Source organism: Streptococcus alactolyticus (genome assembly GCF_042649785.1).
Lineage (GTDB): Bacteria > Bacillota > Bacilli > Lactobacillales > Streptococcaceae > Streptococcus > Streptococcus alactolyticus.
This window is the reverse complement of record NZ_JBHRZX010000039.1, coordinates 1-23,690: the sequence shown is the minus strand read 5'-3', so window position 1 is coordinate 23,690 and position 23,690 is coordinate 1. Positions and strand designations below refer to the sequence as shown.

The following is a 23,690-nucleotide window of genomic DNA, read 5'->3' as shown; positions in this document are numbered from 1 at the left end:
AGACACCACTACTTTAACATAAAAGAAAAAGTAGAGAGTACTTTCTCCCGTCGGAGATTTTCTCACTACTAATCTTAGTATGTTTTTATTTGTTGTAAAAATCTGCAATGGCCTAATCGATGAGAGAAAAATGAACGTTTTGTGTGCTTAGTTTACCCCGCTTTCCCCAAAAAAGCCGCAAAATATGATACAATAAAAGAAATATAAATGGTTGTGAGTTATGAATTATTTAAAAAATCTTTTGGCAAATTATAAGTTTGACCCTAGTAAATTTAGATTAGGCATGCGGACCATTAAGACCGGATTAGCCGTTTTCTTAGTCTTGTTGATTTTTCACCTGTTTGGATGGGAAGGATTGCAAATCGGGACTTTGACGGCTGTTTTCTGTTTACGCGAAAATTTTGATAAAAGCGTGCATTTTGGCTTTTCAAGGGTTGTGGGAAATAGTGTAGGTGGTTTCTTATCACTGATTTTCTTTTTTATCAATCAATTTTTTGACTACCATTTCTGGGTTACCTTAGTTTTCATCCCTATTTTTTCGATGCTGGGCATTATGATAAATGTGGCTATCAACAATAAAGCAGGAATCATTGGAGGGACGTCTGCTCTTTTGATTATTACGCTTTCTATCCCACCAGGAGATACGGTTTTATACGTTTTTGCACGTATTTTTGAAACCTTCTGCGGGGTCTTTGTAGCCATTATTGTTAATGCGGATGTCAATGAAGTTCGGAAATTAATTCGTAGGCGAGAACATAAATAAAATTATATGTCATGTTTTCTAACATAAAGGGTTGACAGTTTAGAATTTTCAGATTATAATGGATAGCGGAAGGAGGTCACCATGAGAGAAAAAGAACTCAGACGTTCCATGGCGGTATTTCCTATTGGAACAGTAATGAAGTTGACGGATTTAACTGCACGTCAGATTCGTTATTATGAAGATCAGGGCTTAATTACGCCGGAGAGAACATCGGGGAATCGTCGCATGTATTCGTTGAATGACCTGGATCGATTGCTTGAAATCAAAGATTTTCTCAATGAGGGGCTTAATATTGCAGCGATTAAACGTGAGTATGCGGAGCGGCAAGACAAAGCTAATCAAAAACAGAAATCTTTGACCGATGCTGATGTTCGCCGTATCTTACAAGATGAACTCCGAAACCAAGGGCGTTTTTCAACCCCATCGCAGTATATTAGTAATTGGCGCATCTAAGTCGAGTGTATCGGCTTTCTGTAAAAAAAGGAGACCTTAATTCATGACTATTACAGCATCAGACATTCGTCGCGAAGTTAAAGAAAAAAATGTAACATTTCTACGCTTGATGTTTTCAGATATTGCTGGAACATTGAAAAACGTGGAAATCCCAGCTACTGATGAACAGCTTGACAAAGTATTAGCCAACAAAGCTATGTTTGATGGCTCTTCAATCGAAGGATTTGTACGTATCAACGAATCTGATATGTTTTTACATCCTGACCTTGACACATGGACTGTTTTCCCTTGGGGTGGTGAAAATGGTGCTGTTGCAGGTTTGATTTGTGACATTTACACAGCAGAAGGTGAGCCTTTTGCAGGTGACCCACGTGGTAACTTGAAACGTGCTCTACGTCACATGGAAAAAGTTGGTTTCAAATCATTTAACCTTGGTCCAGAACCAGAATTCTTCTTGTTCAAATTGGATGAAAAAGGTGAACCAACTCTTGAAGTAAACGACCGCGGTGGTTATTTTGACCTTGCACCAACAGACCTTGCTGATAACACACGTCGTGAAATCGTTAACGTGTTGACTGAAATGGGATTTGAAGTTGAAGCAAGTCACCACGAAGTTGCGGTTGGACAACACGAAATTGATTTCAAATATGCTGATGTTTTGAAAGCATGTGACAACATTCAAATTTTCAAACTCGTTGTTAAAACAATTGCTCGTAAACATGGTCTTTACGCAACATTTATGGCAAAACCAAAATTCGGTATTAATGGTTCTGGTATGCACTGTAACATGTCATTGTTTGACTACGATGGCAACAATGCTTTCTTTGATACAGAAGATCCAAAAGGAATGCAATTGTCAGAAACAGCTTACTACTTCCTTGGCGGTTTGATGAAACATGCTTACAACTATACTGCTATTATGAATCCAACTGTAAACTCATACAAACGCTTGGTTCCTGGATATGAAGCACCTGTTTACATTGCATGGGCTTGTCGTAACCGTTCACCACTTATTCGCGTTCCTGCATCTCGTGGTATGGGAACTCGTTTGGAACTTCGTTCTGTTGACCCAACAGCAAACCCATACTTAGCACTTGCAGTTCTTCTTGAAGCAGGTCTTGATGGTATTGAAAATAAAATTGAAGCTCCAGCTCCAGTAGAATCAAATATTTATGTGATGACTGAAGAAGAACGTAAAGAAGCAGGCATTCGCGACCTTCCTTCTACTTTGCATAATGCGGTTAAAGCCTTGCAAGAAGATGAAGTTGTTAAAGCAGCTCTTGGTGAGCACATTTATACAAATTTTGTGGAATCTAAGAAAATTGAATGGTCAAGCTACGCAGCATTCGTTTCACAATGGGAAATTGATAACTACTTAGATTTATATTAAGGCATAGTGAGAACAGATTGGAGAAACAGTCCTCTATGGGACTTTTCTTCAGTCTTTTCTTTTCAATTGATTTTGAAGAAGTGCGACCACTTTTACCCCTCATAAGAATAGATAACCGATAATATTTTGAGTAAAAGAGTATATTCTATCAAAAAATGTCTAGAAAGACTACTCTAACGCCTCAAAATATGGTACAATATATTACAATATTCTGAATAATTAGATTATTTATACGATGATTGGAGTGAAGGCTATGAACACAGGTGCTATAGAGGCACAAAAAACAACGCTTTGGGACCCCTCTTTCGAGTCTGATGCTTGTGGAATGGGATTTGTTGCCCAAATTGATGGCATGGCTAGTCATACTTTGATTGACTATGCATTGACGATGTTGACACGAATGAATCACCGTGGTGGGACAGGTGCCGAACCTGACACTGGAGATGGGGCTGGGATGTTGCTCGCCTTGCCTGATGAATTTTTCAAACTAAAGGCAAAAGAAGCGGGTTATAGCTTGCCTAAAAAGGGTGACTATGCTGTCGCTCAGCTCTTTTACCACAAAACGCAGAAGCCAAGGCTAGTCTTTTAGAGGCTGTTAAGGCTGAGATAAAATTGGCTGGTTTTCATGTGTTGATGACGCGTGATGTGCCGTTTCGTTATGATAATTGCGGTCCAGCAGCTCAGGAAATCATGCCAAGCTTTGTCCAAGTGTTTATTAAGAAACCAGACGACACGAAAGCAGGGCGTGATTTTGAGGACCAATTGTTCCAATTGCGTCGTCAAATGGAGAAGACGTTCTCAGCAGATGAATTTTTCATTTGTTCGTTATCGAGTAAAACTATTGTGTATAAAGGAATGTTACACGCTTTTCAGGTCGGGCTATTTTACCCTGATTTGCAAGATGAGCACTTCAAATCTCACATTGCGTTGACTCACTCACGCTTTTCGACCAATACTTTCCCATCTTGGGACCGTGCGCAGCCATTTCGCTTTTTAGCCCACAATGGTGAAATCAATACCCTTCGTGGTGCGGAAAACTGGATGCACAGTCATCAGATTGAGGTTTACAACGAGGAAAATTCAGATTCGGCTAAGTTGGAAAACTGTTTGGAATATCTTTACCGTAATGGTCGTGATATCCCGCAGAGCTTGTTGATGATGGTTCCTGAAGCTTGGGGTGAAGAATCTGGGCTTTCAGATGATTTGAAGGCTTTCTACGAATATGCGTCAAGCTTTGTAGCGCCTTGGGATGGTCCAGCGGCCCTTGTCTTTTCTGACGGTGATATGGTTGGTGCACGTTTGGACCGTAATGGTTTGCGTCCTAGCCGTTATTCATTGACGAAGGATAATTTCTTGATTTGCTCAAGTGAATCAGGTGTAGTGGACCTTGAACCAAGTCGTGTGGTTGAAAAAGGTGTGCTTGGTCCTGGTAACATGATGTTGATTGACACCACTTCAGGCAGATTGATGCGCAATGAAGAAGTCAAGGCTTATTACGCTGCTCAGCATCCTTACAAGGAATGGGTGGAAGAAAATATCGCTCATTTAAAAGACTTTGAGGCAGCCGAATTACAAGAAGAAACCACAGACATTGATACCATGTGGAAGGCTTATGGCTACACAGAAGAAGTCATTCGCACGGTGATTTTACCGATGTCTGAAAAAGGGGAAGAACCTGTTATTTCGATGGGATTTGATAGCCCATTAGCAGTGCTTTCTCATAAAAATCAATCCCTTTTCACCTTCTTCAAACAACAATTTGCGCAAGTTACCAATCCGCCAATTGATGCCATACGTGAACAAATCGTGGTGTCAACGAGTGTTTACTTGGGTGGCGATGGTAATTTCAAGGCAGATGGTGCGGACAACTGTGTGAAAGTCAAGATTGACAGTCCAATGTTGTCAAGCCAAGAATTTGCGAAAATCGCTCAGTTGCAAGATGAGCGCTACCGTGCAACAACCTTGTCAACGGTTTATGATGTGGTTGAACCTTCTCACAACCGTTTGCAACGTGCTTTGGAAAACTTGTTTAAGGCGGCGGAAAAAGCTGTGGATAACGGCAGCAAGATTATTATTTTGTCAGACCGTCACATTCAAGAAAATCAAACAACGATTCCAATGTTGTTGGCCGTTTCTGGTTTGAACAATTACCTGGTTGTCAAGGGTAAAGCTAGCCAATTCTCGATTGTGGTGGATACGGCTGAAGCAGTTGAAGTGCATCATTTTGCGACCTTGGTAGGTTACGGTGCGGCAGCCATTCACCCTTACGGAGCTTATGCGACCTTAAAAGAATACGGTAAAGATGAGCAGGCATTTGAAAAATACCGCAAAGCTTCAGAAAAAGGTATTGTCAAGATCATGAGCCGTATGGGAATTTCTACTATCCTTGGTTACAAGGGTGCCCAGCTATTTGAAGCAGTTGGTTTGTCTGATGCTGTTGTCAACAAATACTTTACAGGAACTGTAACGCGTATTGGTGGCTTGTCACTAGACCAAATTGAAAAAGAATACCTGCAACGTATCGAAGATGCTTTTGGTCCACGTCGTGGGGATTACTTGCAAAGTGGCGGTATTTACCAATTCAAGGCTGACGGTGAATACCATTTGTTTAATCCACACACCATTTACAATTTCCAACAGGCTGTTCGTACGGGCGATTACAAACTATTCAAAGAATACACGGCTGAACTAGACAAAGAAGCTTTGGAAACACCGACAACACTGCGTTCGATTTGGGAATTCCATTCTGACCGTCCAAAAGTAGATTTGTCTGAAGTCGAGCCTGCTGAAACTATTGTCAAACGTTTCAAGGTTGGTGCCATGAGTTTTGGTTCATTGTCTAAAGAAGCTCATGAAACCATTTCAGAAGCTATGAATGCCATTGGAGCCAAATCAAACTCTGGTGAGGGTGGCGAAAATCGTAACCGTTTCAAAGTCCAACCAGACGGACGCAATTTGAATTCTAAGATTAAACAGGTGGCTTCTGGACGTTTTGGGGTGAATGCGGAATACCTCATGTCTGCAGAAGAACTTCAGATTAAACTCGCACAAGGGGCAAAACCTGGTGAAGGTGGGCAATTGCCTGGTCAAAAAGTCTTCCCTTGGGTTGCTGAAATTCGTGGGGCAACGCCTGGTGTGCGTTTGATTTCACCACCACCGCATCACGACATTTACTCAATTGAAGATTTGGCGCAGCTGATTTATGACCTCAAAGCAATTAATCCTTATGCAAAAATCAATGTCAAGTTGGTGTCAAGCACAGGTGTTGGAACTATTGCCACAGGTTGTGTTAAGGCTGGTGCGGACAAGGTCGTTATTTCAGGCTATGACGGTGGAACAGGTGCCTCTCCTCGTAATTCGGTCCGTGACGCTGGTTTGCCGTGGGAAATGGGCTTGGCAGAAGCGCATCAAACGCTATCTCTTAACCGTTTACGTCAACGCATGACTTTGGAAACTGACGGTAAATTGATGACAGGTCGTGACCTTGCCGTAGCGACACTTCTTGGGGCTGAAGAATATTCATTTGCTAGCTTGGCTTTGATTTCTATCGGTTGTGTGATGATGCGTGTTTGCTCGCTCAATACCTGCCCTGTTGGTGTTGCAACACAAAATCCAGAGTTGCGTCAGCATTTTGCTGGAAAACCAGAACACTTGATTAACATGATGATGTTCATGGCAGAAGAATTGCGTGAGTACATGGCTGAACTTGGCTTCCGCTCAGTTGATGAAATGGTTGGGCATTCTGAAATCTTGAAATCCAAATTCATTCCAAAAGGGAAAGCCAAATCACTTGATTTCTCACGTATCTTGGGAACAGCTTATCCGATTAACCGTAAGACAGAAGACCCATTTGCAGATGCTCGTCAATGGAAAGAGTTGGACGGCTTTGCCAAAGCAGCGGTTGATAGTGGCGTTGGCGTGACGGTTAAAGAATCCATCAATAACGTGCAACGTGCGGTTGGTGCGAGAATGGCTGGTTGGCTAGCAGAACGTTACGGTAACGACACACTTGAACCAGGTTTGATTAAGTACGAATACACAGGTATCGCAGGGCAATCCTTTGCAAGCTTTATCACACAAGGCATGGAGTTGACCTTGGTTGGTGAAGCCAATGATTACATTGCCAAATCCATGTCAGGTGGTCGCTTGATTGTTAAACCATCGTATGATGCGGCTTACGATGTGGAACATTCACCGATTGTTGGAAATGTTGCCCTTTTTGGTGCGGTCAAGGGTGAAGCTTATTTTGCAGGTCGTGCGGGTGAGCGTTTCTGTGTCCGTAATTCAGGTGCAAAAGTAGTGGTTGAAGGTGTTGGCGCCCATGGTTGTGAATACATGACAGGTGGTGTAGCGGTTATCCTTGGCACAACAGGACGCAACTTTGCTGCTGGTATGAGTGGCGGTGTGGCTTATGTTTACGATGCTGACGGTGACTTTGCTGAAAAAGTCAATCGCGAAATGGTTGACCTCTACAAAGTTGGAGAAACACGTGGGGACGATGTTTTGGTTGATATGATTCAAAAACATTACGACTACACAGGCAGTGCTAAAGCCAAACGTTTGCTTGATAATTGGGCACAAGAAGTGGATAAATTTGTCAAAGTATATCCAACAGAATTCCACGAAATCCACGATATTGAGCATGCTCTGGCTAAAACTGGCTTAGAAGGTGACGAACTAGAATTACGTACCTTTGAAATTTCGACAGGCGGAGCTGAAACAGCTGCCGAAAAAGAAGAACTACTTGCACAAGTAACAGGAGGTAATTAAAATGGCGGACCCATTTGGATTTTTGAAATATGAGCGAAAAGACAATCCTTATCGTCCTGTTGCTGAACGCATCTTGGACTTTGAGGAACTGCAAATCCCACTCTCAGAAGAAGAGCGTCGCAAACAAGCGGCTCGTTGTATGGCTTGTGGCGTACCATTTTGCCACTCAGGTACTTTTTACGGTGGTGGGCGTGCCGTTTCAGGCTGTCCTAACGACAACTTGATTCCAGAGTGGAATGATTTGGTTTACAAGGGTGATTACAAGCGTGCATTTGAGCGCCTATCTCGAACCAATCCATTCCCTGAGATGACAGGGCGTGTTTGTCCGGCACCTTGTGAAAAAGGGTGTACCGAAGGCCTTAACGGCGCAGGCGTTACCATTCATGACAATGAGCGTTTCATTATTGATACTGCTTTTGAAAATGGCTGGGTGGAGGACTCAGGTCGTCCACTTTACCGCACAGGCTTTAAAGTGGCGGTGATTGGTTCAGGACCTGCAGGGCTTGCTGCAGCTTGGCGTCTCAATCAAATAGGGCACAACGTGACAGTTTATGAACGTAGTGACCGTTTTGGTGGGCTGTTGATGTATGGTATTCCAAACATGAAATTGGATAAAGCAATTGTTCAACGCCGCATTGATGTCATGGAAAATCTTGGTATCACCTTTATTGCCAATACCGAAGTTGGACGTGACATCACAGCGGACGGACTCTTGCAACAATATGACCGTGTCGTCTTAGCTACTGGGGCCAGTGTTCCACGTGACTTGGATGTTCCAGGACGTCATTTGTCAGGCGTGCGTTTTGCCGTCGATTTCTTAACCGAAACCACGAAAAATGTTTTGGCATCTGAAACGAAAAAATTAGGTCCAACCCTTGAAGGTAAGCACGTACTTGTTATTGGTGGTGGTGATACAGGAAATGACTGTATCGGAACGGCCGTTCGTTTGGGGGCTGCAAGTGTTAAACAGCTTGAAATCACGCCAGAACCACCAGAAAAATGCTTGCCAAGCAACCCTTGGCCAGAATACCCAATGATTAAACGCACGGGTTATGGGCAAGAAGAGGCTGATTATGTACAAGACACAACATTAACAACTTACGCAACCTCAACCACTGAATTTATCGGAGCTGACCGTGGCCAAGTCATTGCCGCTAAAACGGTAAAAGTGGGTCCAGGCTTTAAACCAATTGAAGGAACGGAAGAAATCATCCAAGCTGACCTTGTCTTATTGGCTATGGGCTTCACAGGTGCTGAAAAATCACTCTTTGAACAATTTGGTGTTCAAAGCGTTTATGATGATTATTCAACCAATAATGACCGTGTCTTTGTTGCAGGTGATGCTCGTCGCGGACCAAGTCTTGTGATTTGGGGTATCCGTGAAGGACGCAAAGCTGCTGAAAAAATCGACCAAGGTCTTCGTATCATGGTTGCACAATAACACTAAAACACTAGAGCGTTTGAGCGTTCTAGTGTTTTTTTACTTGTCGATATAAAAAAAGAGAAGATCGTGCATCTTCTCTTTTGGTTTATTTACCACTGTCTTGTGGGTTATCTGGCGTGAGAATCATCGGAATGATGATTGGCTCACGTTCTGTTTTTTCGTATAAGAATGGACGAAGGGCATTAACAATAGCACCGTTGACCGATTGAATGCTAGCGTCCTTGTTTTTAAGGGCAATGCGGATGGCATTGAACAAGACACGTTGGCTTTCACGAATCAATTCGCCTGATTCACGCATGTAAATGAAACCACGGCTCAAGATATCAGGTCCAGCTAAAATCATTTGACTGTCAAAATCAACTGTTGCCACCGCAAGCACGACACCATATTCAGATAAATCATGACGGTCACGCAAAACAGCTGCACCAATATCGCCGATACCATTACCGTCAACGTAAATGTCTTGTGCGTTGAAATGACCTGCACGACGAGCTGAATGGGCTGTCAAAGCCAAGACATCCCCATTTTCCATAACAAAAATGTTTTCCTTAGGAATGCCGACATCCATAGCCAAACCAGCGTGGATTTTTTGCATACGGTATTCCCCGTGAACAGGCATGAAATACTTAGGTTTCATGAGGCGAAGCATCAATTTTTGTTCTTGTTGTCCACCGTGACCTGATGTGTGGATATTATTGACTTTACCGTGGATAACTTCGACACCAGCTTCTTGGATAGTGTTAATCAGTTTATTGACGCTGGTTGTGTTACCAGGGATTGGGCTAGAAGAAAAGATAACCGTATCTCCAGGTTGTAGGGTAACTTGACGGTGAGTACCGTTGGCAATGCGAGCAAGCGCTGCCATTGATTCCCCTTGGCTACCTGTACACATGATTAAAATTTCGCTAGCGTGGTATTTGTTGAGCTCGCTAGGGTCGATAAATGTCCCTTTTGGAACCTTGATATACCCAAGGTCAATCCCGTTAATGATAGCTTTTTCCATTGAACGTCCGAAAACAACGATTTTACGACCTGTTTTGACAGCCGCTTCAGCTGCTTGTTGCAAACGGAAAATATTTGAGGCAAATGACGCAAAGATAATACGCCCATGAATGCCTTCGATGATTTTCATGATGGATTGGCCAACCACTTTTTCAGAGTTAGTGAAGGTTGGGATTTCAGCGTTTGTTGAGTCAGAAAGCAAACACAAGACGCCTTCTTCTCCCAAAGCTGCCATACGGTGTAAATCAGCAGGTTCGCCGACAGGGGTGAAGTCAAATTTGAAGTCACCCGTACATACGATATTACCTTGAGGGGTGTGAACGACAATTCCTAAAGGTTCTGGAATTGAGTGAGTAGTGCGGAAAAACGTGACGCTCAAGTTTTTGAAAGTAAGCTCTGTGTCCGCATTGATTTCGTATAGTTTTGCGTCGCGTAATAAACCATGTTCTTCGAGTTTTCCTTTAATCAATGCCAAAGCCAAAGGTCCTGCATAAATAGGGATATTAGCTTGTTTTAGCAAGAAAGGAATACCACCGATGTGGTCCTCGTGCCCGTGCGTGATGACAAGGGCTTTGATACGTTTCACATTTTCAACAATGTAGGAATAATCAGGGATAACATAATCAATACCAAGGAGGTCATCTTCAGGGAATTTGATACCAGCGTCAACGATGATGATTTCATCTTGATACTCAATACCGTAGGTATTTTTCCCAATTTCTCCAAGGCCACCAATAGCATAAACCCCAACTTCCTCGGGTTTTAAATGGATTTGTGACATGTTATAACTCCGTTAGTTCAAAGGCACCTGTTTCTTTTTCGTAAGCCAGGTGTTTTTCTGATAAAAGTTCGATAAATTCGACATTGTAAGGTGTTTTTTCTTCAACGAGTTTACGCGTTTTGATGCGTCCTTCTAATTCGTTTGAAGCTTCAACTTCAAGGTAAATGACTTTTGTTTTCTCACGGTGTGGGCTGCGGTCTTTATTTTCTTGATAAAAAACTTTGTAAATCATAATAATCCTTTCTTTGACTCGTTATACTACCTATGGCTAACTAATTAAACGACACCAAAAGCTATCAAATAGTACCGTAGCTACTTGATTTTCGTCTATGTGATATTTTACGAGTAATGAATTAGCCTTGATTCGTTGCAATTATTAAAATTATATCATAAAATAAGAGTTAGAATCAAGTGAGGGAATTGAAATGATGAAAGTTTTAGCCTTTGATACATCAAGTAAGGCTTTATCTGTTGCCATCTTGGATGGTGAGCAGTTATTAGCGGATGTTACCGTAAATGTTAAGAAAAATCACAGTATCAATCTCATGCCTGCGATTGATTTTTTGATGAATTCAGTGGATTTAAAACCTGCTGATTTGGATAGGATTGTGGTCGCACAGGGACCAGGTTCTTATACGGGGCTACGTGTGGCGGTTGCAACAGCCAAGACCTTAGCTTACGCGCTGGGCATTGAATTGGTCGGTGTGTCAAGTCTTTATGCCTTGGCAGCGGCAACAGAGTTTTCAGGCATGATTGTCCCTGTGATGGATGCCCGTCGAAACAACGTTTATGCTGGATTTTATCGCGATGGTCAATTGGTGAAAGAAGAGGCTCACATGGCCTTTCCAGAGCTTTTAGCAGCCGTTCAAGATGAAAAAGACGTCTTGTTTGTCGGTGAAGTGGCTCCTTTCCAGACGCAAATTGAAGAGGCGTTACCCAAAGCTCAAGTGTTGCCAGTATTGCCATCAGCTTATGCCATTGGAAAATATGGACAAACCTTAGCGCCAGTGGATGTGGATAGTTTTGTACCGAACTACCTTAAACGCGTTGAAGCGGAGGAAAATTGGCTGAAAAACCATGAAGAAAACCCACACGCGGATTATATAAAACGTATCTAAAAATGAGAGAATTAACAGAAAAAGTAGCTGCCGTTTATGATATTTTGTCGGATGTCTATGACAAATCCCCTTGGACCAAGGAGCAAATCTTGTCGGATATGCAGCAGGATAATGTGGATTATTTTTTTGTGGAAGTAGACAAAACGGCTATCGGTTTTTTGGCGATTCAACAATTGGTTGGTGAGTTGGAAATCACAAATATCGCTGTGAAGAAGGCCCATCAAGGAGAAGGCTGGGGAAGTCAATTATTGGCGCACTTGGACCATGTGGATTTTCCCATTTTCCTAGAAGTCAGGGCGTCAAATACGTCGGCGCAGGCTTTGTATCAAAAATTTGGCTTTGAGGTGATTGGTAAGCGTCAGCGTTATTACCATGAGCCAGTTGAAGACGCTATTATCATGAAACGTGAGGGCAGTGAGAGGTAAACGAACGAATGAAAGACAGATATATTTTAGCTGTGGAAAGCTCTTGTGATGAAACCAGCGTTGCGGTTTTAAAAAATGAGAGCGAGCTTTTAAGTAATATTATTGCCAGTCAGGTGGAAAGCCACAAGCGTTTTGGTGGCGTGGTGCCTGAAGTGGCTAGTCGTCATCATGTCGAAGTGGTGACCACTTGTTTTCAGGATGCACTGGAGGCAGCAGGAATTGAGGCGAGCGACCTTGATGCTGTTGCGGTTACTTATGGTCCTGGCTTAGTTGGGGCGCTTTTGGTGGGAATGGTTGCCGCTAAAGCCTTTGCTTGGGCACACCAGCTCCCACTTATTCCTGTCAATCATATGGCAGGGCATTTGATGGCTGCGCGTGAAGTCAAAGAATTGACTTATCCTTTGTTGGCTTTGCTTGTTTCAGGAGGTCACACAGAACTTGTTTACGTCAAGGAACCTGGTGATTATAAGATTGTCGGTGAAACGCGTGACGATGCTGTTGGAGAGGCCTATGACAAAGTAGGGCGTGTGATGGGCTTGACTTACCCAGCGGGACGTGAAATTGACCAGTTGGCACACCAAGGCAAGGATGTTTATGATCTGCCTCGTGCTATGATGACAGAGGATAACTTGGAATTTTCATTTTCAGGATTAAAATCAGCAGTTATCAATCTACACCACAATGCCCAACAAAAAGGGGAAGACTTGGTCAAAGAGGATTTGGCTGCTTCCTTCCAAGCCGCTGTTCTTGATGTTTTGATGGCTAAAACCAAAAAAGCCTTAGAAAAATACCCTGTGAATACCTTAGTAGTGGCTGGTGGTGTGGCCGCCAATCAAGGCTTACGTGAACGATTGGCAAGCGAATTGACAGAGGTTGATGTTATTATTCCGCCTTTGCGTTTGTGCGGTGACAATGCAGGCATGATTGCCTTGGCAGCAGCGATTGAGTATGATAAAGGCCATTTTGCTGGTTTGGATTTAAATGCCAAACCAAGCCTAGCTTTTGATGGTTTATAAATAAAAAACCCTCTTGAATACCTTCAAGAGTGTTTTGCTATGTGGAAAGAGTTGTTAATAATGCAAACTACCAGCTACCCAACCCGTACACAAGGCTGCCGTGATATTAAAACCGCCTGTGTGAGCGTTGATGTCTAGTACCTCGCCAGCAAAGTGTAACCCTGGAACGTGTTTGCTCTCAAGGGTTTTAGGATTGATTTCCTTCAAATCAATGCCACCTTTAGTGACAAAGGATTTGGCCAGTGACATTTTGCCGGTCACTTTGATTGGCATGGCCTTGAGGTTTTTCACAAGAGCACTTGCTTGCTGCGGTGTCAGTTGTTTGACTTTTTCGGGAAATGTCTGCGCTAAAAAGCTTGCTAGACGTTCTGGTAAGAGCATTTTTAGGGTATTTTTGAGTGATTTTTCACGGTTTTCCGAGAGAAAAGCGTCCAAGTCCTCTGTGGATAACTTGGGTAGCACATCCAATGTGATGGTTTCACCGCCTTTGAGAAAACTAGACATCCGCAGAGCCGCAGGCCCAGACAAACCAAAATGCGTAAAGAGCAAATCATGCGTGATATGGTGTTTTTGATAAGTTAAAGACACATCATCCAGCGAAATTCCCTGCAAAGCCTTGTGGGGAAAGTCTGTCAGCAAGGGACTTTCCGCCGCTTCTAGTTCGGTAACCTTGATTTTGAAATGGCGAGCGATGTCATAGCCAAATCCTGTTGAACCTGTGGATGGGTAAGCTTTTCCGCCAGTCGTCACAATCAGTTTTTCACAGACAAACTCCTCTGTGGCAGATTTGATGTGGAAAAGGTTATCTATTTTTTTGACTGAAACCACTTCGGTGTTGGTTAGGACTTCACCACCTAATTCTTGAATACTATGTGCGAGGGCATCAATAATGATTTTAGATTTGTCTGTTTTTGGGAAAACGCGTCCGTGGTCTTCCACTTTTAAAGCGACCCCTCTGTCCTCAAAAAATTGGATGATATCATGGTTGTCAAACTGAGAAAAGACACTGTAAAGGAAGCGTCCATTTCCAGGAATACCTGCCATCAGGTCATCAAGCGTGCCGTTATTGGTTACGTTGCAGCGACCGCCCCCTGTACCAGCCAGTTTTTTACCCAACCGTCTATTTTTTTCGATGAGTAAGGTTTTATTGCCATAATAACTGCTGGAAATAGCAGCCATCATACCAGCGGGGCCACCGCCAATAATAATTGTATCATATGTTTTCATACCTTTATTTTAGCATAAAAGGTTTTAAAAAGGACAGCTAGCATATTTTTCTATTTTGACAAAGTTGACATATATGTCAAGCTAACGTGACAAAGATTGACGGGATAAAATTGACAATTGGTCGGTCTTATGATATGCTTTTCATGAGAATTTCAATGTAAAAGAGGATACTATGGCAATTGAAAAAACCGTCAGCGAAATAGCTGAAATCTTAGGAGTTAGCCGTCAAGCAGTTAACAACCGCGTGAAAAGTTTACCTGAAGAAGATGTTTCTAAAAACGAAAAAGGGGTAACGGTTGTCAACCGCAGCGGCTTGATTAAGTTAGAAGAAATTTACAAAAAAACCATTTTTGAAGACGAACCAATCAGCGAAGAAACGCAACAACGAGAGTTGTTAGAAATTTTGGTGGATGAAAAAAATACTGAAATCACTCGCCTTTACGAACAACTTAAAGCTAAGGATAAGCAAATCAGCACCAAAGATGAGCAACTTCGTGTGAAAGACGTTCAGATTAGCGAAAAAGACAAGCAGCTTGACCAACAACAACAATTAACGTTGGCGGCTATGGAAGATAGCAAACGTCTTCAGTTAGAATTGAACGAAGCCAAAGCTGAAGTGGAAGAAATCCAAACACGCACAGAAGAAGAAAAAGAGCAAGAAAGAGCTCAGGAAGAGGCAGAGGCTCAAGAAGGAACAGCACCTAAAGGTTTCTTTGCTCGTTTGTTTGGTGGTAGATAAGCACATCTATTGCTAGAGTTCTTTCAATTTGTAAGAAAAAACCTCCATTGGGGTTTTTTGTTTGCCGTAATTTGAGTGATTATGCTGGAGAAAAACATGGAAACATTACAACATTACATTGCTTTTGATTTGGAATTTAATACGGTGGGCGAGGAAACGCACATTATTCAGGTATCGGCGGTTAAGATGGCAAATGGACAGGAAGTTGACAGTTTTGACACCTATGTTTACACTGATTTACACCTTCAATCCTTTATCAATGGTTTAACAGGTATCACTGCTGAGAAGGTGGCGAGTGCGCCTAAGCTTGCAACGGTTCTTGATGACTTTAAAACCTTTGTCGGAGATACGCCATTAATTGGCTACAATGCCATCAAATCAGACTTGCCTTTGTTGGTTGAAAATGACTTGGACTTGACAGGATTTTACAAGGTGGATGTCTATGATGAAGCTTTTGCTCGTCGCAGTACAGATTTAAACGGTGTGACAAATTTAAAATTGACCAGTGTAGCAGAATTTTTAGGGATTTCGGGTCACGGTCATAATTCGTTAGAAGATGCTCGCATGACAGCTCAAGTCTATGAAATGTTTATGGAATTTGATGAGAATAAGACGTATTTAACTCAGCAAGAAGAGGAACACGGCGACAATCCTTTTGCAGCCTTAGGTGGTTTTTTTGATTAAAGCACCACTTTTTACAAAAAAGAAAAAATCCACTAAGGGAACCCCTTGCTCGTTACCTTAGGGCATGTTCTATAATAAGAGCAGAAAGGGGGAAGAAATGTCTTCATTTTACACGACCGGTGATTTGGCTAAGTTAGCTGGTGTTTCAGTCCGCACGGTGCAATATTATGACAAACGTGGTATTTTAACTCCGTCTGATGTGACAGAAGGTGGACGGCGGCTTTATGTGGCAAGTGATTTGGAGCAGCTGCGAATGATTTGTTTTCTGCGTGAGTTGGATTTTTCCATTGACCAAATCAAACGCATTTTAGCGGAAGAAAATGCTAAGCAAGTTTTGGAATTGCTTTTGGTTGAGCACATCAAGGAGATGAAGCAAGACCTTAGTGAAAGAAAAGCAAAACTTGACACAGCTGTCAATCTACTTGACAAGGTGAAAAATCAATCAGGTCAGTCATTGGCGTTTTTGTCAGACATTTCGCTAGTTATGCGCAATCAACACACTTTAAAACAATTACACAGACGTCTGTTTTTCTATGCTTTGCCCTTGATTTTAGTGCAATGGGGAACGCTGATTTGGGCGATTTTGAGCCGTCAAATACTGATTTTTCTTATAGGAGAAATCGTTATCATTCCTTTGACTTTTTGGTTGGTTAAGAAAAAATACGCTACTCAGGTTGCCTTTGTGTGCCCTAATTGCCACAGTGTTTTCCAGCCGTCTTATAAGGCCATTATACTGGCGCCTCATACGCCTAAAACACGGAAATTAAGGTGCCCGCATTGTCATGAAAAATCTTATTGCTTAGAAGTTGCCAAAGAAAAGTAAAAAAGCCCGAACCATTTGGTTCGGGCTTTTTGTCTTCTTAAAATGGCAATTTACCAGCAAAGGCGCCAAGTGTTTTTTGAGTGGCATCATCGATTTGAGAAAGGGCATCGTTGATGGCTTGTGTGGTCATATCTTGAAGAGTTTCCACGTCTTCAGGGTCAACAATAGCTTCTTTAAAAGTGATGTTCACTAATTTTTTATCCCCTGTAAAAACAACGCTGACAAGGTCTTGGGCAGATGTGCCTGTAAAGGTTGTTTCAGCCAATTCAGCTTGTTTTTTCTCCATTTGTTTTTGGAGTTTTTGAGCTTGACGCATCATATTTTGCATATTCATCATGAGATTTGTAAGTTCCTTTCTGAGTTAAAAAAGCGTTTCTTAAAACGTTATTATTATATCATTTTTTAGCCCTAAGACCAATCTTAGACAGAAGGTATTCTTTTTCTACTATTATAGGCACAAAAAACAAAAAAGTAAATTTTACATAGCTTTTAACTTTACATGGTTTTTACAAAAGGAATTTTGGGGATTTTACAAAAACTTTACAAAAAAACGGTAATGAATTTGATATAACCTGCCTATAATGAGTACCATAAAGATATCGAAGGAGAAATCACCCCATGAAAAAATGGAAATTGTTATCATCACTTAGCGTACTTGGAGCAGCTGCTCTAGTCGGACTATCAGCTTGCGGAAGCACTGCTAATGGAGATAGTGAAGCAGGTCTTGGACAAATCAACGTTGTAACACGTGAAGATGGTTCTGGAACACGCGGTGCTTTCATTGAATTGTTTGGACTTGAAGAAAAAAATAGCGATGGTGAAAAAGTTGATTTGACAACTCAAAACGCTATTGTAACTAACTCTACTTCAGTGATGTTGACAACTGTCGCAGAAGACGGTTCAGCAATTGGTTACGCTTCTCTAGGGTCATTGAACGACAGCGTTAAAGTGGTTGACATCGATGGCGCAGAAGCAACAGTAGAAAACATCAAAGATGGTTCTTACAAAGTGTCACGTCCATTTAACATCGTGACAAAAGATGATACAAACGAAGCAGCTAAAGATTTTATTAACTTTATCTTAAGCAGCGAAGGCCAAGCAATTGTTGAAAAGAGCGGTTATATTCCACTTGATGACAATGGTTCTTACAAATCAAGCGTAAATTCAGGAAAAGTTGTTATTTCTGGTTCTAGTTCAGTAACACCTGTTATGGAAAAATTAAAAGAAGCCTATGCTAAGGTAAATCCTGATGTGACAATCGAAATCCAACAAAGCGACTCTTCAACTGGTGTAGCAAACACTGTTGATGGTACAGCGGATATCGGTATGGCTTCACGTGAACTTAAAGATACTGAAGAAAAAGAAGGCGTTACAGCAACAGTTATTGCAATGGATGGTATTGCGGTAATCGTTAATGACAAGAACGAAGTAGATGATCTTACAAGTGAACAAGTTAAAGATATCTTCGCAGGTGATACTACATCTTGGGAAGACCTATCTGAGTAAGAGGAATTCATGAATCATACTAAAGAAAAAACAATGCAAGTGGTATTTTTCCTTACCGCTTGTATTTCCGCTATATCGGTTTTACTTATTTGCGTATTTTTATTCTCTAATGGCCTACCTGCGATTAAAGAAATTGGCCTAAAAGAGTTTTTGTTTGGCAAAATCTGGCGTCCATCTAGCAATGAATTTGGTATTTTCCCAATGATTGTTGGTTCACTATATGTTACATTGGGTGCCTTAATTCTCGGTGTACCAATTGGTATTTTGACAGCGGTCTTTATGGCACATTTTTGTCCAGAGCGCTTCTACAAACCATTGAAAGCAGCTATCAACTTGATGGCAGGAATTCCGTCGGTTGTTTACGGTTTCTTCGGTTTGGTGGTCTTGGTACCATTTGTCAGAAATAACATCGGTGGCTACGGAATGGGTGTTTTGACAGCTTCAATGTTGCTTGGGATTATGATCCTTCCAACTATTGTTAGCGTGTCAGAAACAGCTATTCGTGCCGTACCTGATTACTACTATGAGGGCGGGTTGGCCTTAGGGGCTTCTCACGAAAGAAGTGTGTTTTTCGTCGTATTGCCAGCGGCTAAACGAGGCATTATCGCCTCAGTTATTCTTGGACTGGGCCGTGCAATTGGTGAAACCATGGCAGTTATTATGGTTGCTGGAAACCAGGCCATTATTCCAAGTTCATTAACATCTGGAGTCCGTACCTTAACGACAAATATTGTCATGGAAATGGGATATTCAACAGGTCTCCACAGAGAAGCTTTGATTGGTACAGCCGTTATCTTGTTTATCTTTGTGCTGATTATCAATATCACCTTCTCGCTATTGCATAAGGAGGACTAATCATAGATATGGAAAATGTAAATCAACGAACTCTAAAGCAGCGTTTTGCATCGCGCAAACACGACCCTGTATCACTTATCTTGTTTGGGTTTGTGTATTTAGCGGCATTTGTGAGTTTCTTGATGATTGCTTTTATTATTAGTTATATTTTGGTGAAAGGTGTTCCTCATTTAAACAAAGGCTTGTTCTCTTTGACTTACACAACTGATAATGTTTCTTTGTTACCAGCCTTGATTAACACCGTCTTTATCACGATTTTAACCTTGCTGATTGCGGTTCCGATTGGTATTGGTGGATCAATCTATTTGACAGAATATGCGAAGAGAGATAATCCAATTGTCAATATCATTCGTATTGCAACAGAAACCCTATCAGGAATTCCATCAATCATTTATGGTTTGTTTGGTGCCCTTTTCTTTGTGAAATACGCTCATTTTGGTCTATCACTTTTGTCTGGGGCAGTGACCTTGAGTATCATGATTTTACCGTTAATCATGAAAACGACTGAGGAAGCCTTACTTTCTGTCCCAAACAGTTACCGTGAGGGAGCTTTTGCCCTTGGTGCTGGTAAATTAAGAACGATTTTCAAGATTGTTTTGCCAAGTGCTATGCCAGGTATTTTCCCAGGTGTTATTTTGGCGATTGGTCGTATTATCGGTGAATCAGCGGCTCTTATCTTTACCGCAGGAACAGTGGCAGAAGTAGCTAAAAGCGTCTTTAGCTCATCACGGACTTTGGCGGTGCATATGTACGCTATTTCTGGTGAAGGACTGTATATCAATCAAACCTATGCAACAGCTGTTGTCTTGCTGATATTAGTCATTGGAATTAACTTTTTATCAGGCTTAATTGCCAAACGTTTAGGAAGTGAGAATGGGTAATGAGTAAATTAACTATTGAAAACTTAGATTTATATTATGGCGATTTTCATGCCTTGAAATCAGTCAATTTAAATATTCCAGCCAAGGAAATTACCGCTTTTATCGGTCCTTCTGGCTGTGGAAAATCAACTTTATTAAAAAGCCTAAATCGTATGAACGATTTGGTCAAAGATTGTCGCATTACAGGTAATGTGCTTTTGGATGGTGAAGATGTTTACCGTGATTTAGATATCAATAAATTGCGTAAAAAAGTGGGTATGGTATTCCAAAAACCAAATCCATTCCCAATGAGCATTTATGACAATATTGCCTTTGGTCCACGTACACACGGGATTCATGGAAAGGCGGAACTGGATGAGATTGTTGAACGTTCGTTGAAACAAGCAGCAATTTGGGACGAAGTGAAAGACCGACTTCACAAGTCAGCCTTGGGTATGTCTGGTGGTCAACAACAAAGACTTTGCATTGCGCGTGCCCTTGCGATTGAGCCAGATGTCTTGCTTATGGACGAGCCAACTTCAGCCCTTGACCCAATTTCAACGTCAAAAATCGAAGACCTTGTTATTGAATTGAAGCAAAAATACAGCATCGTTATTGTAACCCACAATATGCAACAAGCTGTGCGTATTTCAGATAAAACGGCCTTCTTCTTGATGGGGGAAGTCGTAGAATTTAACCAAACCAGTCAACTCTTTTCTCTTCCTCAAGACGAGCGAACAGAAAACTACATTACAGGGAGATTCGGCTAATGCGTTCAAAATTTGAAAATCAACTCCAAGAACTCAATAAAAATGTTATTTTTATGGGGGCTTTATGTGAAGATGTTATCTCAAAATCGGTTCAATTTTTAAAACACGATGATTCAGAACTCGTGGATGATGTGATTGAAACTTACCATCGCATTGAACAACTTGAACGCGACATTGAAGAACAATGTTTGAAATTGCTGTTGCGTCAACAGCCTGTTGCAAAAGATTTACGCCATGTATCAGCTGCCTTGAAAATGGTTTACGATATGAAACGTATCGGAGCCCAAGCCGCTGAAATGGGTGAGATTATCAATCAAGGACATATCCACCAAGGACAAGAATTAAAACACCTACAAACCATGGTAAGCCACGTTGTGGACATGGTAACGAATAGTATTGATGCCTTTGTGCATGATGATGAAGAACTGGCTAACCAAGTCATTCAAAATGATAATACAATTGACGCAGAATTTGATACAATAAAGATGGACTTAATGGCCTACTTCGCAGGAGAAGAAGTGGATGGCGAACACGCTATCGACGTCCTGATGGTAGCCAAATACCTTGAACGTATTGGAGATCATACGGTCAATATTGCCAAGTGGGTCATTTTCTCAATCACTGGGCAATTAGATGGAGATGAATAATAATGATTTATTGTGTTGAAGACGATGATGATATTCGCGAATTGATGCTTTATACGCTACGGACGACGGGATTTGAAGCCCAAGGCTTTCCCAACTCCGAGCTTTTCTGGCAAGCGATGGAGCAAGTCAAACCCGACTTAATCTTATTGGATATTATGCTGCCAGGAAGTGACGGTTTATCCAGTTTAGAGGAGTTGCGTGCGAAAAAAAGCAGTGAAAGTATTCCTGTTATCATGGCAACTGCCAAAGGAACAGAATTTGACAAGGTTAAGGGCTTGGATATGGGAGCCGATGATTATCTGGTCAAACCCTTTGGCATGATGGAAATGATTTCTCGTATTAAAGCTGTTTTACGCCGAACTCAAAGTCATGTTCAAGAGGATAAGACCTTGACGATTGGTTCTATTTCTCTTGATGTTCAAAACTACACAGTAAAGAAAGATAATAAAGTTATTCATCTAACGCTGAAAGAATTTGAACTGTTTGCTTTATTGATGAAAAACCCTAATCGTGTGTTTACCAGACAAGAACTGCTAAATCAAGTCTGGGGCGAACACTTTGTTGGGGAAACAAGGACGGTAGATGTTCATATCGGAACACTGCGGACCAAACTTGGTGATGCCAGTCACCTCATAAAGACTATTCGTGGGGTAGGATACCGACTGGAGGAAGAAAATGATTAAAAGAATCTTTCGCTCAACACTTTTTGTATCTTTAGGGATTTTGTTTTCAGCTATCCTGTTAATTATGGGGGCTTTGTACAATTATTTCACTAAGGTTCAAAGAGAACAGTTGCGAACAGAAACTGCCTTGATTGCTCAAGGGGTTTCACTAGAAGGAAAAAATTATTTTGAAAATCTAAACGTTTCCAATGTTCGTATTACTTGGGTTGACAACGAGGGAACGATTCTTTATGATAGCAACTCTGATGCAACCAAAATGGATAATCATCAGAACCGTAAAGAGATTAGAGAGGCTATGGAAGAAGGCTACGGTGAGAGCACTCGCTTTTCGACAACTTTAACAACACAATCTATTTATGTAGCGCAGCGTCTAGATGACGGAACGGTTTTACGTTTGTCCGTAACCCAGCATAGCTTATTGCTTTTGCTGATTCGTATGTTCCAACCGTTTGCCTTGATTGTCATCTTGTCAATCGTCTTATCGATTTGGGTGGCACGCTACACGTCAAGACGTATTATTGCACCGTTAAATAACTTGGATTTAGACCAACCTTTAAGCAATGATGCTTATGATGAAATCACGCCTTTACTTAGACGAATTGATTACCATCAAAAAGAATTGGCTAAAAAAGAGTCACAATTAAACCAGAAAAAAGAAGAATTCGATACGATTATTTCAAAAATCAAGGAAGGGATTATCTTGCTGGATGCAGGCTGTCATGTCATTAGCATGAATGCTGCAGCCCAAGACCTCTTCCAAACAGACCAAAGTTGTATCGGCAAGGATATCTTAAAAACAACAAGGGATTTAGCCTTTAATAACTTGCTAGAAGCAGGTCTTAAAGGAGATAACCAAGAAGGGATTGTTCATTTTGATAAGGACAGTTACAAGGTCTTGATTCGTCCGATTTTATCAGATGGTCATATGACTGGATTGGTGGTTCTTTTGTTCGATGTGACAGAACAATTGCAAATTGAACAATTACGACATGAGTTCACTGCAAACGTGTCACATGAGCTTAAAACGCCTCTGCACGTCATTTCAGGCTATTCAGAAATGCTAGTTAATGGCTTAGTATCTGCTGATGATGTACCTCGTTTTGCAGGAAAGATTTACAAAGAATCCAAACAAATGGTGCAGTTGGTTGAGGACATTATCAAATTGTCACAATTGGATGAAACTGACCAAGTACCAATGGAAGATGTGGATCTTTACCGCGTTGCTAAAAGTGTCTTGAGCAGTTTATCTGCTAAAGCCAAACAACGTGATGTTCAGCTTCAACTTAAGGGACAACCGACCCATATCACGGGTAATCCAGCCTTGATTCATTCTGTTTTGTACAATTTGAGCGACAATGCTATTACCTACAACCGTGATGGCGGTAGCGTAAATATTACGATAACAGATGAAGCAGACAAGATTTCTGTTGATGTCAAAGATACGGGAATTGGTATCTCAAAAGAAGAACAAGAACGCATTTTTGAACGCTTCTATCGCATCGATAAGAGTCGCTCAAGAAAAGTTGGTGGAACGGGTCTGGGGCTTTCAATTGTTAAACACGCTTTGAAACTCCATAACGCTTCAATCAATGTTCGTAGCGTTCCTGATGAGGGAACAACCATGACTCTCACCTTTAAAAAGTAATACTAAAAAAAGAAGTGGCTCATTGTCAACTGTAGTGGGTTGATGCCAGCTAACATCTAGAGAGAACCAAATTGGTTTTCTCTTTTTTG

Annotated in this window: 21 protein-coding genes and 1 pseudogene; 18 read left to right on the top strand and 4 right to left on the bottom strand. The window is 41.5% G+C overall.

Annotation, left to right across the window (positions count from 1 at the left end; all coding sequences use genetic code 11):
* Positions 1–220 precede the first annotated feature (220 nt).
* From ACFORE_RS08220 to ACFORE_RS08200, 5 genes and pseudogenes are all read left to right on the top strand, one after another.
* Positions 221–763 carry an FUSC family protein gene (locus ACFORE_RS08220; RefSeq protein ID WP_154455187.1) on the top strand — a complete coding sequence of 181 codons (543 nt, stop codon included), beginning with the start codon at positions 221–223 and terminating at the stop codon, positions 761–763.
* A gap of 81 nt (positions 764–844) precedes the next feature.
* Positions 845–1,216 carry a MerR family transcriptional regulator gene (locus tag ACFORE_RS08215; RefSeq protein ID WP_235281055.1) on the top strand — a complete coding sequence of 124 codons (372 nt, stop codon included), beginning with the start codon at positions 845–847 and terminating at the stop codon, positions 1,214–1,216.
* A gap of 43 nt (positions 1,217–1,259) precedes the next feature.
* On the top strand, positions 1,260–2,606 hold the full coding sequence (gene glnA, locus ACFORE_RS08210; protein ID WP_269725599.1) for a type I glutamate--ammonia ligase: 1,347 nt from the start codon (positions 1,260–1,262) through the stop codon (positions 2,604–2,606).
* Between the two features lie 253 nt (positions 2,607–2,859).
* A pseudogene (gene gltB, locus ACFORE_RS08205) lies at positions 2,860–7,376 on the top strand (glutamate synthase large subunit).
* A gap of 1 nt (position 7,377) precedes the next feature.
* Positions 7,378–8,817, top strand: coding sequence for a glutamate synthase subunit beta (locus tag ACFORE_RS08200; protein WP_293963483.1), 1,440 nt, complete (start codon positions 7,378–7,380; stop codon positions 8,815–8,817).
* Positions 8,818–8,905: 88 nt separating this feature from the next.
* On the opposite strand, the gene rnjA is transcribed toward ACFORE_RS08200, so the two are convergent.
* Positions 8,906–10,603: a ribonuclease J1 gene (gene rnjA, locus ACFORE_RS08195; RefSeq protein WP_154455191.1), complete on the bottom strand. Its 1,698-nt coding sequence runs from the start codon at positions 10,601–10,603 to the stop codon at positions 8,906–8,908.
* Between the two features lies 1 nt (position 10,604).
* Positions 10,605–10,835 carry a DNA-dependent RNA polymerase subunit epsilon gene (locus ACFORE_RS08190; protein WP_154455192.1) on the bottom strand — a complete coding sequence of 77 codons (231 nt, stop codon included), beginning with the start codon at positions 10,833–10,835 and terminating at the stop codon, positions 10,605–10,607.
* Positions 10,836–11,028: 193 nt separating this feature from the next.
* Between ACFORE_RS08190 and tsaB the strand changes: the two genes are divergently transcribed.
* Genes tsaB through tsaD form a run of 3 tightly spaced genes read left to right on the top strand, consistent with a single transcriptional unit; the run spans position 11,029 to position 13,162 of the window.
* Positions 11,029–11,721 (top strand): tRNA (adenosine(37)-N6)-threonylcarbamoyltransferase complex dimerization subunit type 1 TsaB, encoded by a 693-nt coding sequence (tsaB, locus tag ACFORE_RS08185; RefSeq protein WP_235281071.1) that lies wholly within the window; start codon positions 11,029–11,031, stop codon positions 11,719–11,721.
* Positions 11,722–11,723: 2 nt separating this feature from the next.
* Positions 11,724–12,146, top strand: a complete 423-nt coding sequence (gene rimI, locus ACFORE_RS08180; protein ID WP_154455194.1) for a ribosomal protein S18-alanine N-acetyltransferase — start codon at positions 11,724–11,726, stop codon at positions 12,144–12,146.
* An 8-nt stretch (positions 12,147–12,154) separates the two neighbouring features.
* The gene (gene tsaD / locus ACFORE_RS08175; protein ID WP_154455195.1) at positions 12,155–13,162 is read left to right on the top strand and encodes a tRNA (adenosine(37)-N6)-threonylcarbamoyltransferase complex transferase subunit TsaD; all 1,008 of its coding nucleotides are present in this window, start codon (positions 12,155–12,157) and stop codon (positions 13,160–13,162) included.
* Positions 13,163–13,216: 54 nt separating this feature from the next.
* On the opposite strand, the gene aao is transcribed toward tsaD, so the two are convergent.
* Positions 13,217–14,389: an aminoacetone oxidase gene (gene aao / locus ACFORE_RS08170; RefSeq protein WP_154455196.1), complete on the bottom strand. Its 1,173-nt coding sequence runs from the start codon at positions 14,387–14,389 to the stop codon at positions 13,217–13,219.
* Positions 14,390–14,561: 172 nt separating this feature from the next.
* Here aao and ACFORE_RS08165 point away from each other — a divergent pair, with 172 nt between their 5' ends.
* The 3 genes from ACFORE_RS08165 to ACFORE_RS08155 all read left to right on the top strand — a co-directional run bounded on the left by ACFORE_RS08165 (position 14,562) and on the right by ACFORE_RS08155 (position 16,635).
* Positions 14,562–15,128, top strand: a complete 567-nt coding sequence (locus ACFORE_RS08165; RefSeq protein ID WP_154455197.1) for a DUF536 domain-containing protein — start codon at positions 14,562–14,564, stop codon at positions 15,126–15,128.
* A gap of 96 nt (positions 15,129–15,224) precedes the next feature.
* Positions 15,225–15,812 carry a 3'-5' exonuclease gene (locus ACFORE_RS08160; RefSeq protein ID WP_235281072.1) on the top strand — a complete coding sequence of 196 codons (588 nt, stop codon included), beginning with the start codon at positions 15,225–15,227 and terminating at the stop codon, positions 15,810–15,812.
* 97 nt (positions 15,813–15,909) lie between these two features.
* Positions 15,910–16,635 (top strand): MerR family transcriptional regulator, encoded by a 726-nt coding sequence (locus ACFORE_RS08155; RefSeq protein WP_154455199.1) that lies wholly within the window; start codon positions 15,910–15,912, stop codon positions 16,633–16,635.
* A 37-nt stretch (positions 16,636–16,672) separates the two neighbouring features.
* Here the strand turns inward: ACFORE_RS08155 and ACFORE_RS08150 are convergent, their stop codons facing one another.
* The gene (locus ACFORE_RS08150; protein ID WP_154455200.1) at positions 16,673–16,972 is read right to left on the bottom strand and encodes a YbaB/EbfC family nucleoid-associated protein; all 300 of its coding nucleotides are present in this window, start codon (positions 16,970–16,972) and stop codon (positions 16,673–16,675) included.
* 281 nt (positions 16,973–17,253) lie between these two features.
* Here ACFORE_RS08150 and ACFORE_RS08145 point away from each other — a divergent pair, with 281 nt between their 5' ends.
* The 7 genes from ACFORE_RS08145 to ACFORE_RS08115 are packed head-to-tail and all read left to right on the top strand — an operon-like array spanning position 17,254 to position 23,601.
* The gene (locus tag ACFORE_RS08145; RefSeq protein WP_154455201.1) at positions 17,254–18,141 is read left to right on the top strand and encodes a substrate-binding domain-containing protein; all 888 of its coding nucleotides are present in this window, start codon (positions 17,254–17,256) and stop codon (positions 18,139–18,141) included.
* A 9-nt stretch (positions 18,142–18,150) separates the two neighbouring features.
* On the top strand, positions 18,151–18,996 hold the full coding sequence (pstC, locus tag ACFORE_RS08140; RefSeq protein WP_235281124.1) for a phosphate ABC transporter permease subunit PstC: 846 nt from the start codon (positions 18,151–18,153) through the stop codon (positions 18,994–18,996).
* 8 nt (positions 18,997–19,004) lie between these two features.
* On the top strand, positions 19,005–19,877 hold the full coding sequence (gene pstA, locus ACFORE_RS08135) for a phosphate ABC transporter permease PstA (protein WP_235281125.1): 873 nt from the start codon (positions 19,005–19,007) through the stop codon (positions 19,875–19,877).
* Positions 19,877–20,626, top strand: coding sequence for a phosphate ABC transporter ATP-binding protein PstB (gene pstB, locus ACFORE_RS08130; RefSeq protein WP_168261466.1), 750 nt, complete (start codon positions 19,877–19,879; stop codon positions 20,624–20,626). Before pstA ends, pstB begins: the two co-directional genes overlap by 1 nt.
* Positions 20,626–21,273, top strand: a complete 648-nt coding sequence (phoU, locus tag ACFORE_RS08125; RefSeq protein WP_235281126.1) for a phosphate signaling complex protein PhoU — start codon at positions 20,626–20,628, stop codon at positions 21,271–21,273. Before pstB ends, phoU begins: the two co-directional genes overlap by 1 nt.
* Positions 21,274–21,275: 2 nt before the next feature.
* Positions 21,276–21,956, top strand: a complete 681-nt coding sequence (locus ACFORE_RS08120) for a response regulator transcription factor (protein WP_154455206.1) — start codon at positions 21,276–21,278, stop codon at positions 21,954–21,956.
* The gene (locus ACFORE_RS08115; protein ID WP_154455207.1) at positions 21,949–23,601 is read left to right on the top strand and encodes a sensor histidine kinase; all 1,653 of its coding nucleotides are present in this window, start codon (positions 21,949–21,951) and stop codon (positions 23,599–23,601) included. The genes ACFORE_RS08120 and ACFORE_RS08115 overlap by 8 nt, the downstream gene beginning before the upstream one ends.
* The last annotated feature ends 89 nt before the right edge of the window (positions 23,602–23,690 follow it).

Excerpts from the sequence above, each read along its gene's own strand:
- ACFORE_RS08220 (WP_154455187.1), top strand. The coding sequence starts at position 221 with ATGAATTATTTAAAAAATCTTTTGGCAAATTATAAGTTTGACCCTAGT.
- ACFORE_RS08215 (WP_235281055.1), top strand. The coding sequence starts at position 845 with ATGAGAGAAAAAGAACTCAGACGTTCCATGGCGGTATTTCCTATTGGA.
- glnA (WP_269725599.1), top strand. The coding sequence starts at position 1,260 with ATGACTATTACAGCATCAGACATTCGTCGCGAAGTTAAAGAAAAAAAT.
- ACFORE_RS08200 (WP_293963483.1), top strand. The coding sequence starts at position 7,378 with ATGGCGGACCCATTTGGATTTTTGAAATATGAGCGAAAAGACAATCCT.
- rnjA (WP_154455191.1), bottom strand. The coding sequence starts at position 10,603 with ATGTCACAAATCCATTTAAAACCCGAGGAAGTTGGGGTTTATGCTATT.
- ACFORE_RS08190 (WP_154455192.1), bottom strand. The coding sequence starts at position 10,835 with ATGATTTACAAAGTTTTTTATCAAGAAAATAAAGACCGCAGCCCACAC.
- tsaB (WP_235281071.1), top strand. The coding sequence starts at position 11,029 with ATGATGAAAGTTTTAGCCTTTGATACATCAAGTAAGGCTTTATCTGTT.
- rimI (WP_154455194.1), top strand. The coding sequence starts at position 11,724 with ATGAGAGAATTAACAGAAAAAGTAGCTGCCGTTTATGATATTTTGTCG.
- tsaD (WP_154455195.1), top strand. The coding sequence starts at position 12,155 with ATGAAAGACAGATATATTTTAGCTGTGGAAAGCTCTTGTGATGAAACC.
- aao (WP_154455196.1), bottom strand. The coding sequence starts at position 14,389 with ATGAAAACATATGATACAATTATTATTGGCGGTGGCCCCGCTGGTATG.
- ACFORE_RS08165 (WP_154455197.1), top strand. The coding sequence starts at position 14,562 with ATGGCAATTGAAAAAACCGTCAGCGAAATAGCTGAAATCTTAGGAGTT.
- ACFORE_RS08160 (WP_235281072.1), top strand. The coding sequence starts at position 15,225 with ATGGAAACATTACAACATTACATTGCTTTTGATTTGGAATTTAATACG.
- ACFORE_RS08155 (WP_154455199.1), top strand. The coding sequence starts at position 15,910 with ATGTCTTCATTTTACACGACCGGTGATTTGGCTAAGTTAGCTGGTGTT.
- ACFORE_RS08150 (WP_154455200.1), bottom strand. The coding sequence starts at position 16,972 with ATGATGAATATGCAAAATATGATGCGTCAAGCTCAAAAACTCCAAAAA.
- ACFORE_RS08145 (WP_154455201.1), top strand. The coding sequence starts at position 17,254 with ATGAAAAAATGGAAATTGTTATCATCACTTAGCGTACTTGGAGCAGCT.
- pstC (WP_235281124.1), top strand. The coding sequence starts at position 18,151 with ATGAATCATACTAAAGAAAAAACAATGCAAGTGGTATTTTTCCTTACC.
- pstA (WP_235281125.1), top strand. The coding sequence starts at position 19,005 with ATGGAAAATGTAAATCAACGAACTCTAAAGCAGCGTTTTGCATCGCGC.
- pstB (WP_168261466.1), top strand. The coding sequence starts at position 19,877 with ATGAGTAAATTAACTATTGAAAACTTAGATTTATATTATGGCGATTTT.
- phoU (WP_235281126.1), top strand. The coding sequence starts at position 20,626 with ATGCGTTCAAAATTTGAAAATCAACTCCAAGAACTCAATAAAAATGTT.
- ACFORE_RS08120 (WP_154455206.1), top strand. The coding sequence starts at position 21,276 with ATGATTTATTGTGTTGAAGACGATGATGATATTCGCGAATTGATGCTT.
- ACFORE_RS08115 (WP_154455207.1), top strand. The coding sequence starts at position 21,949 with ATGATTAAAAGAATCTTTCGCTCAACACTTTTTGTATCTTTAGGGATT.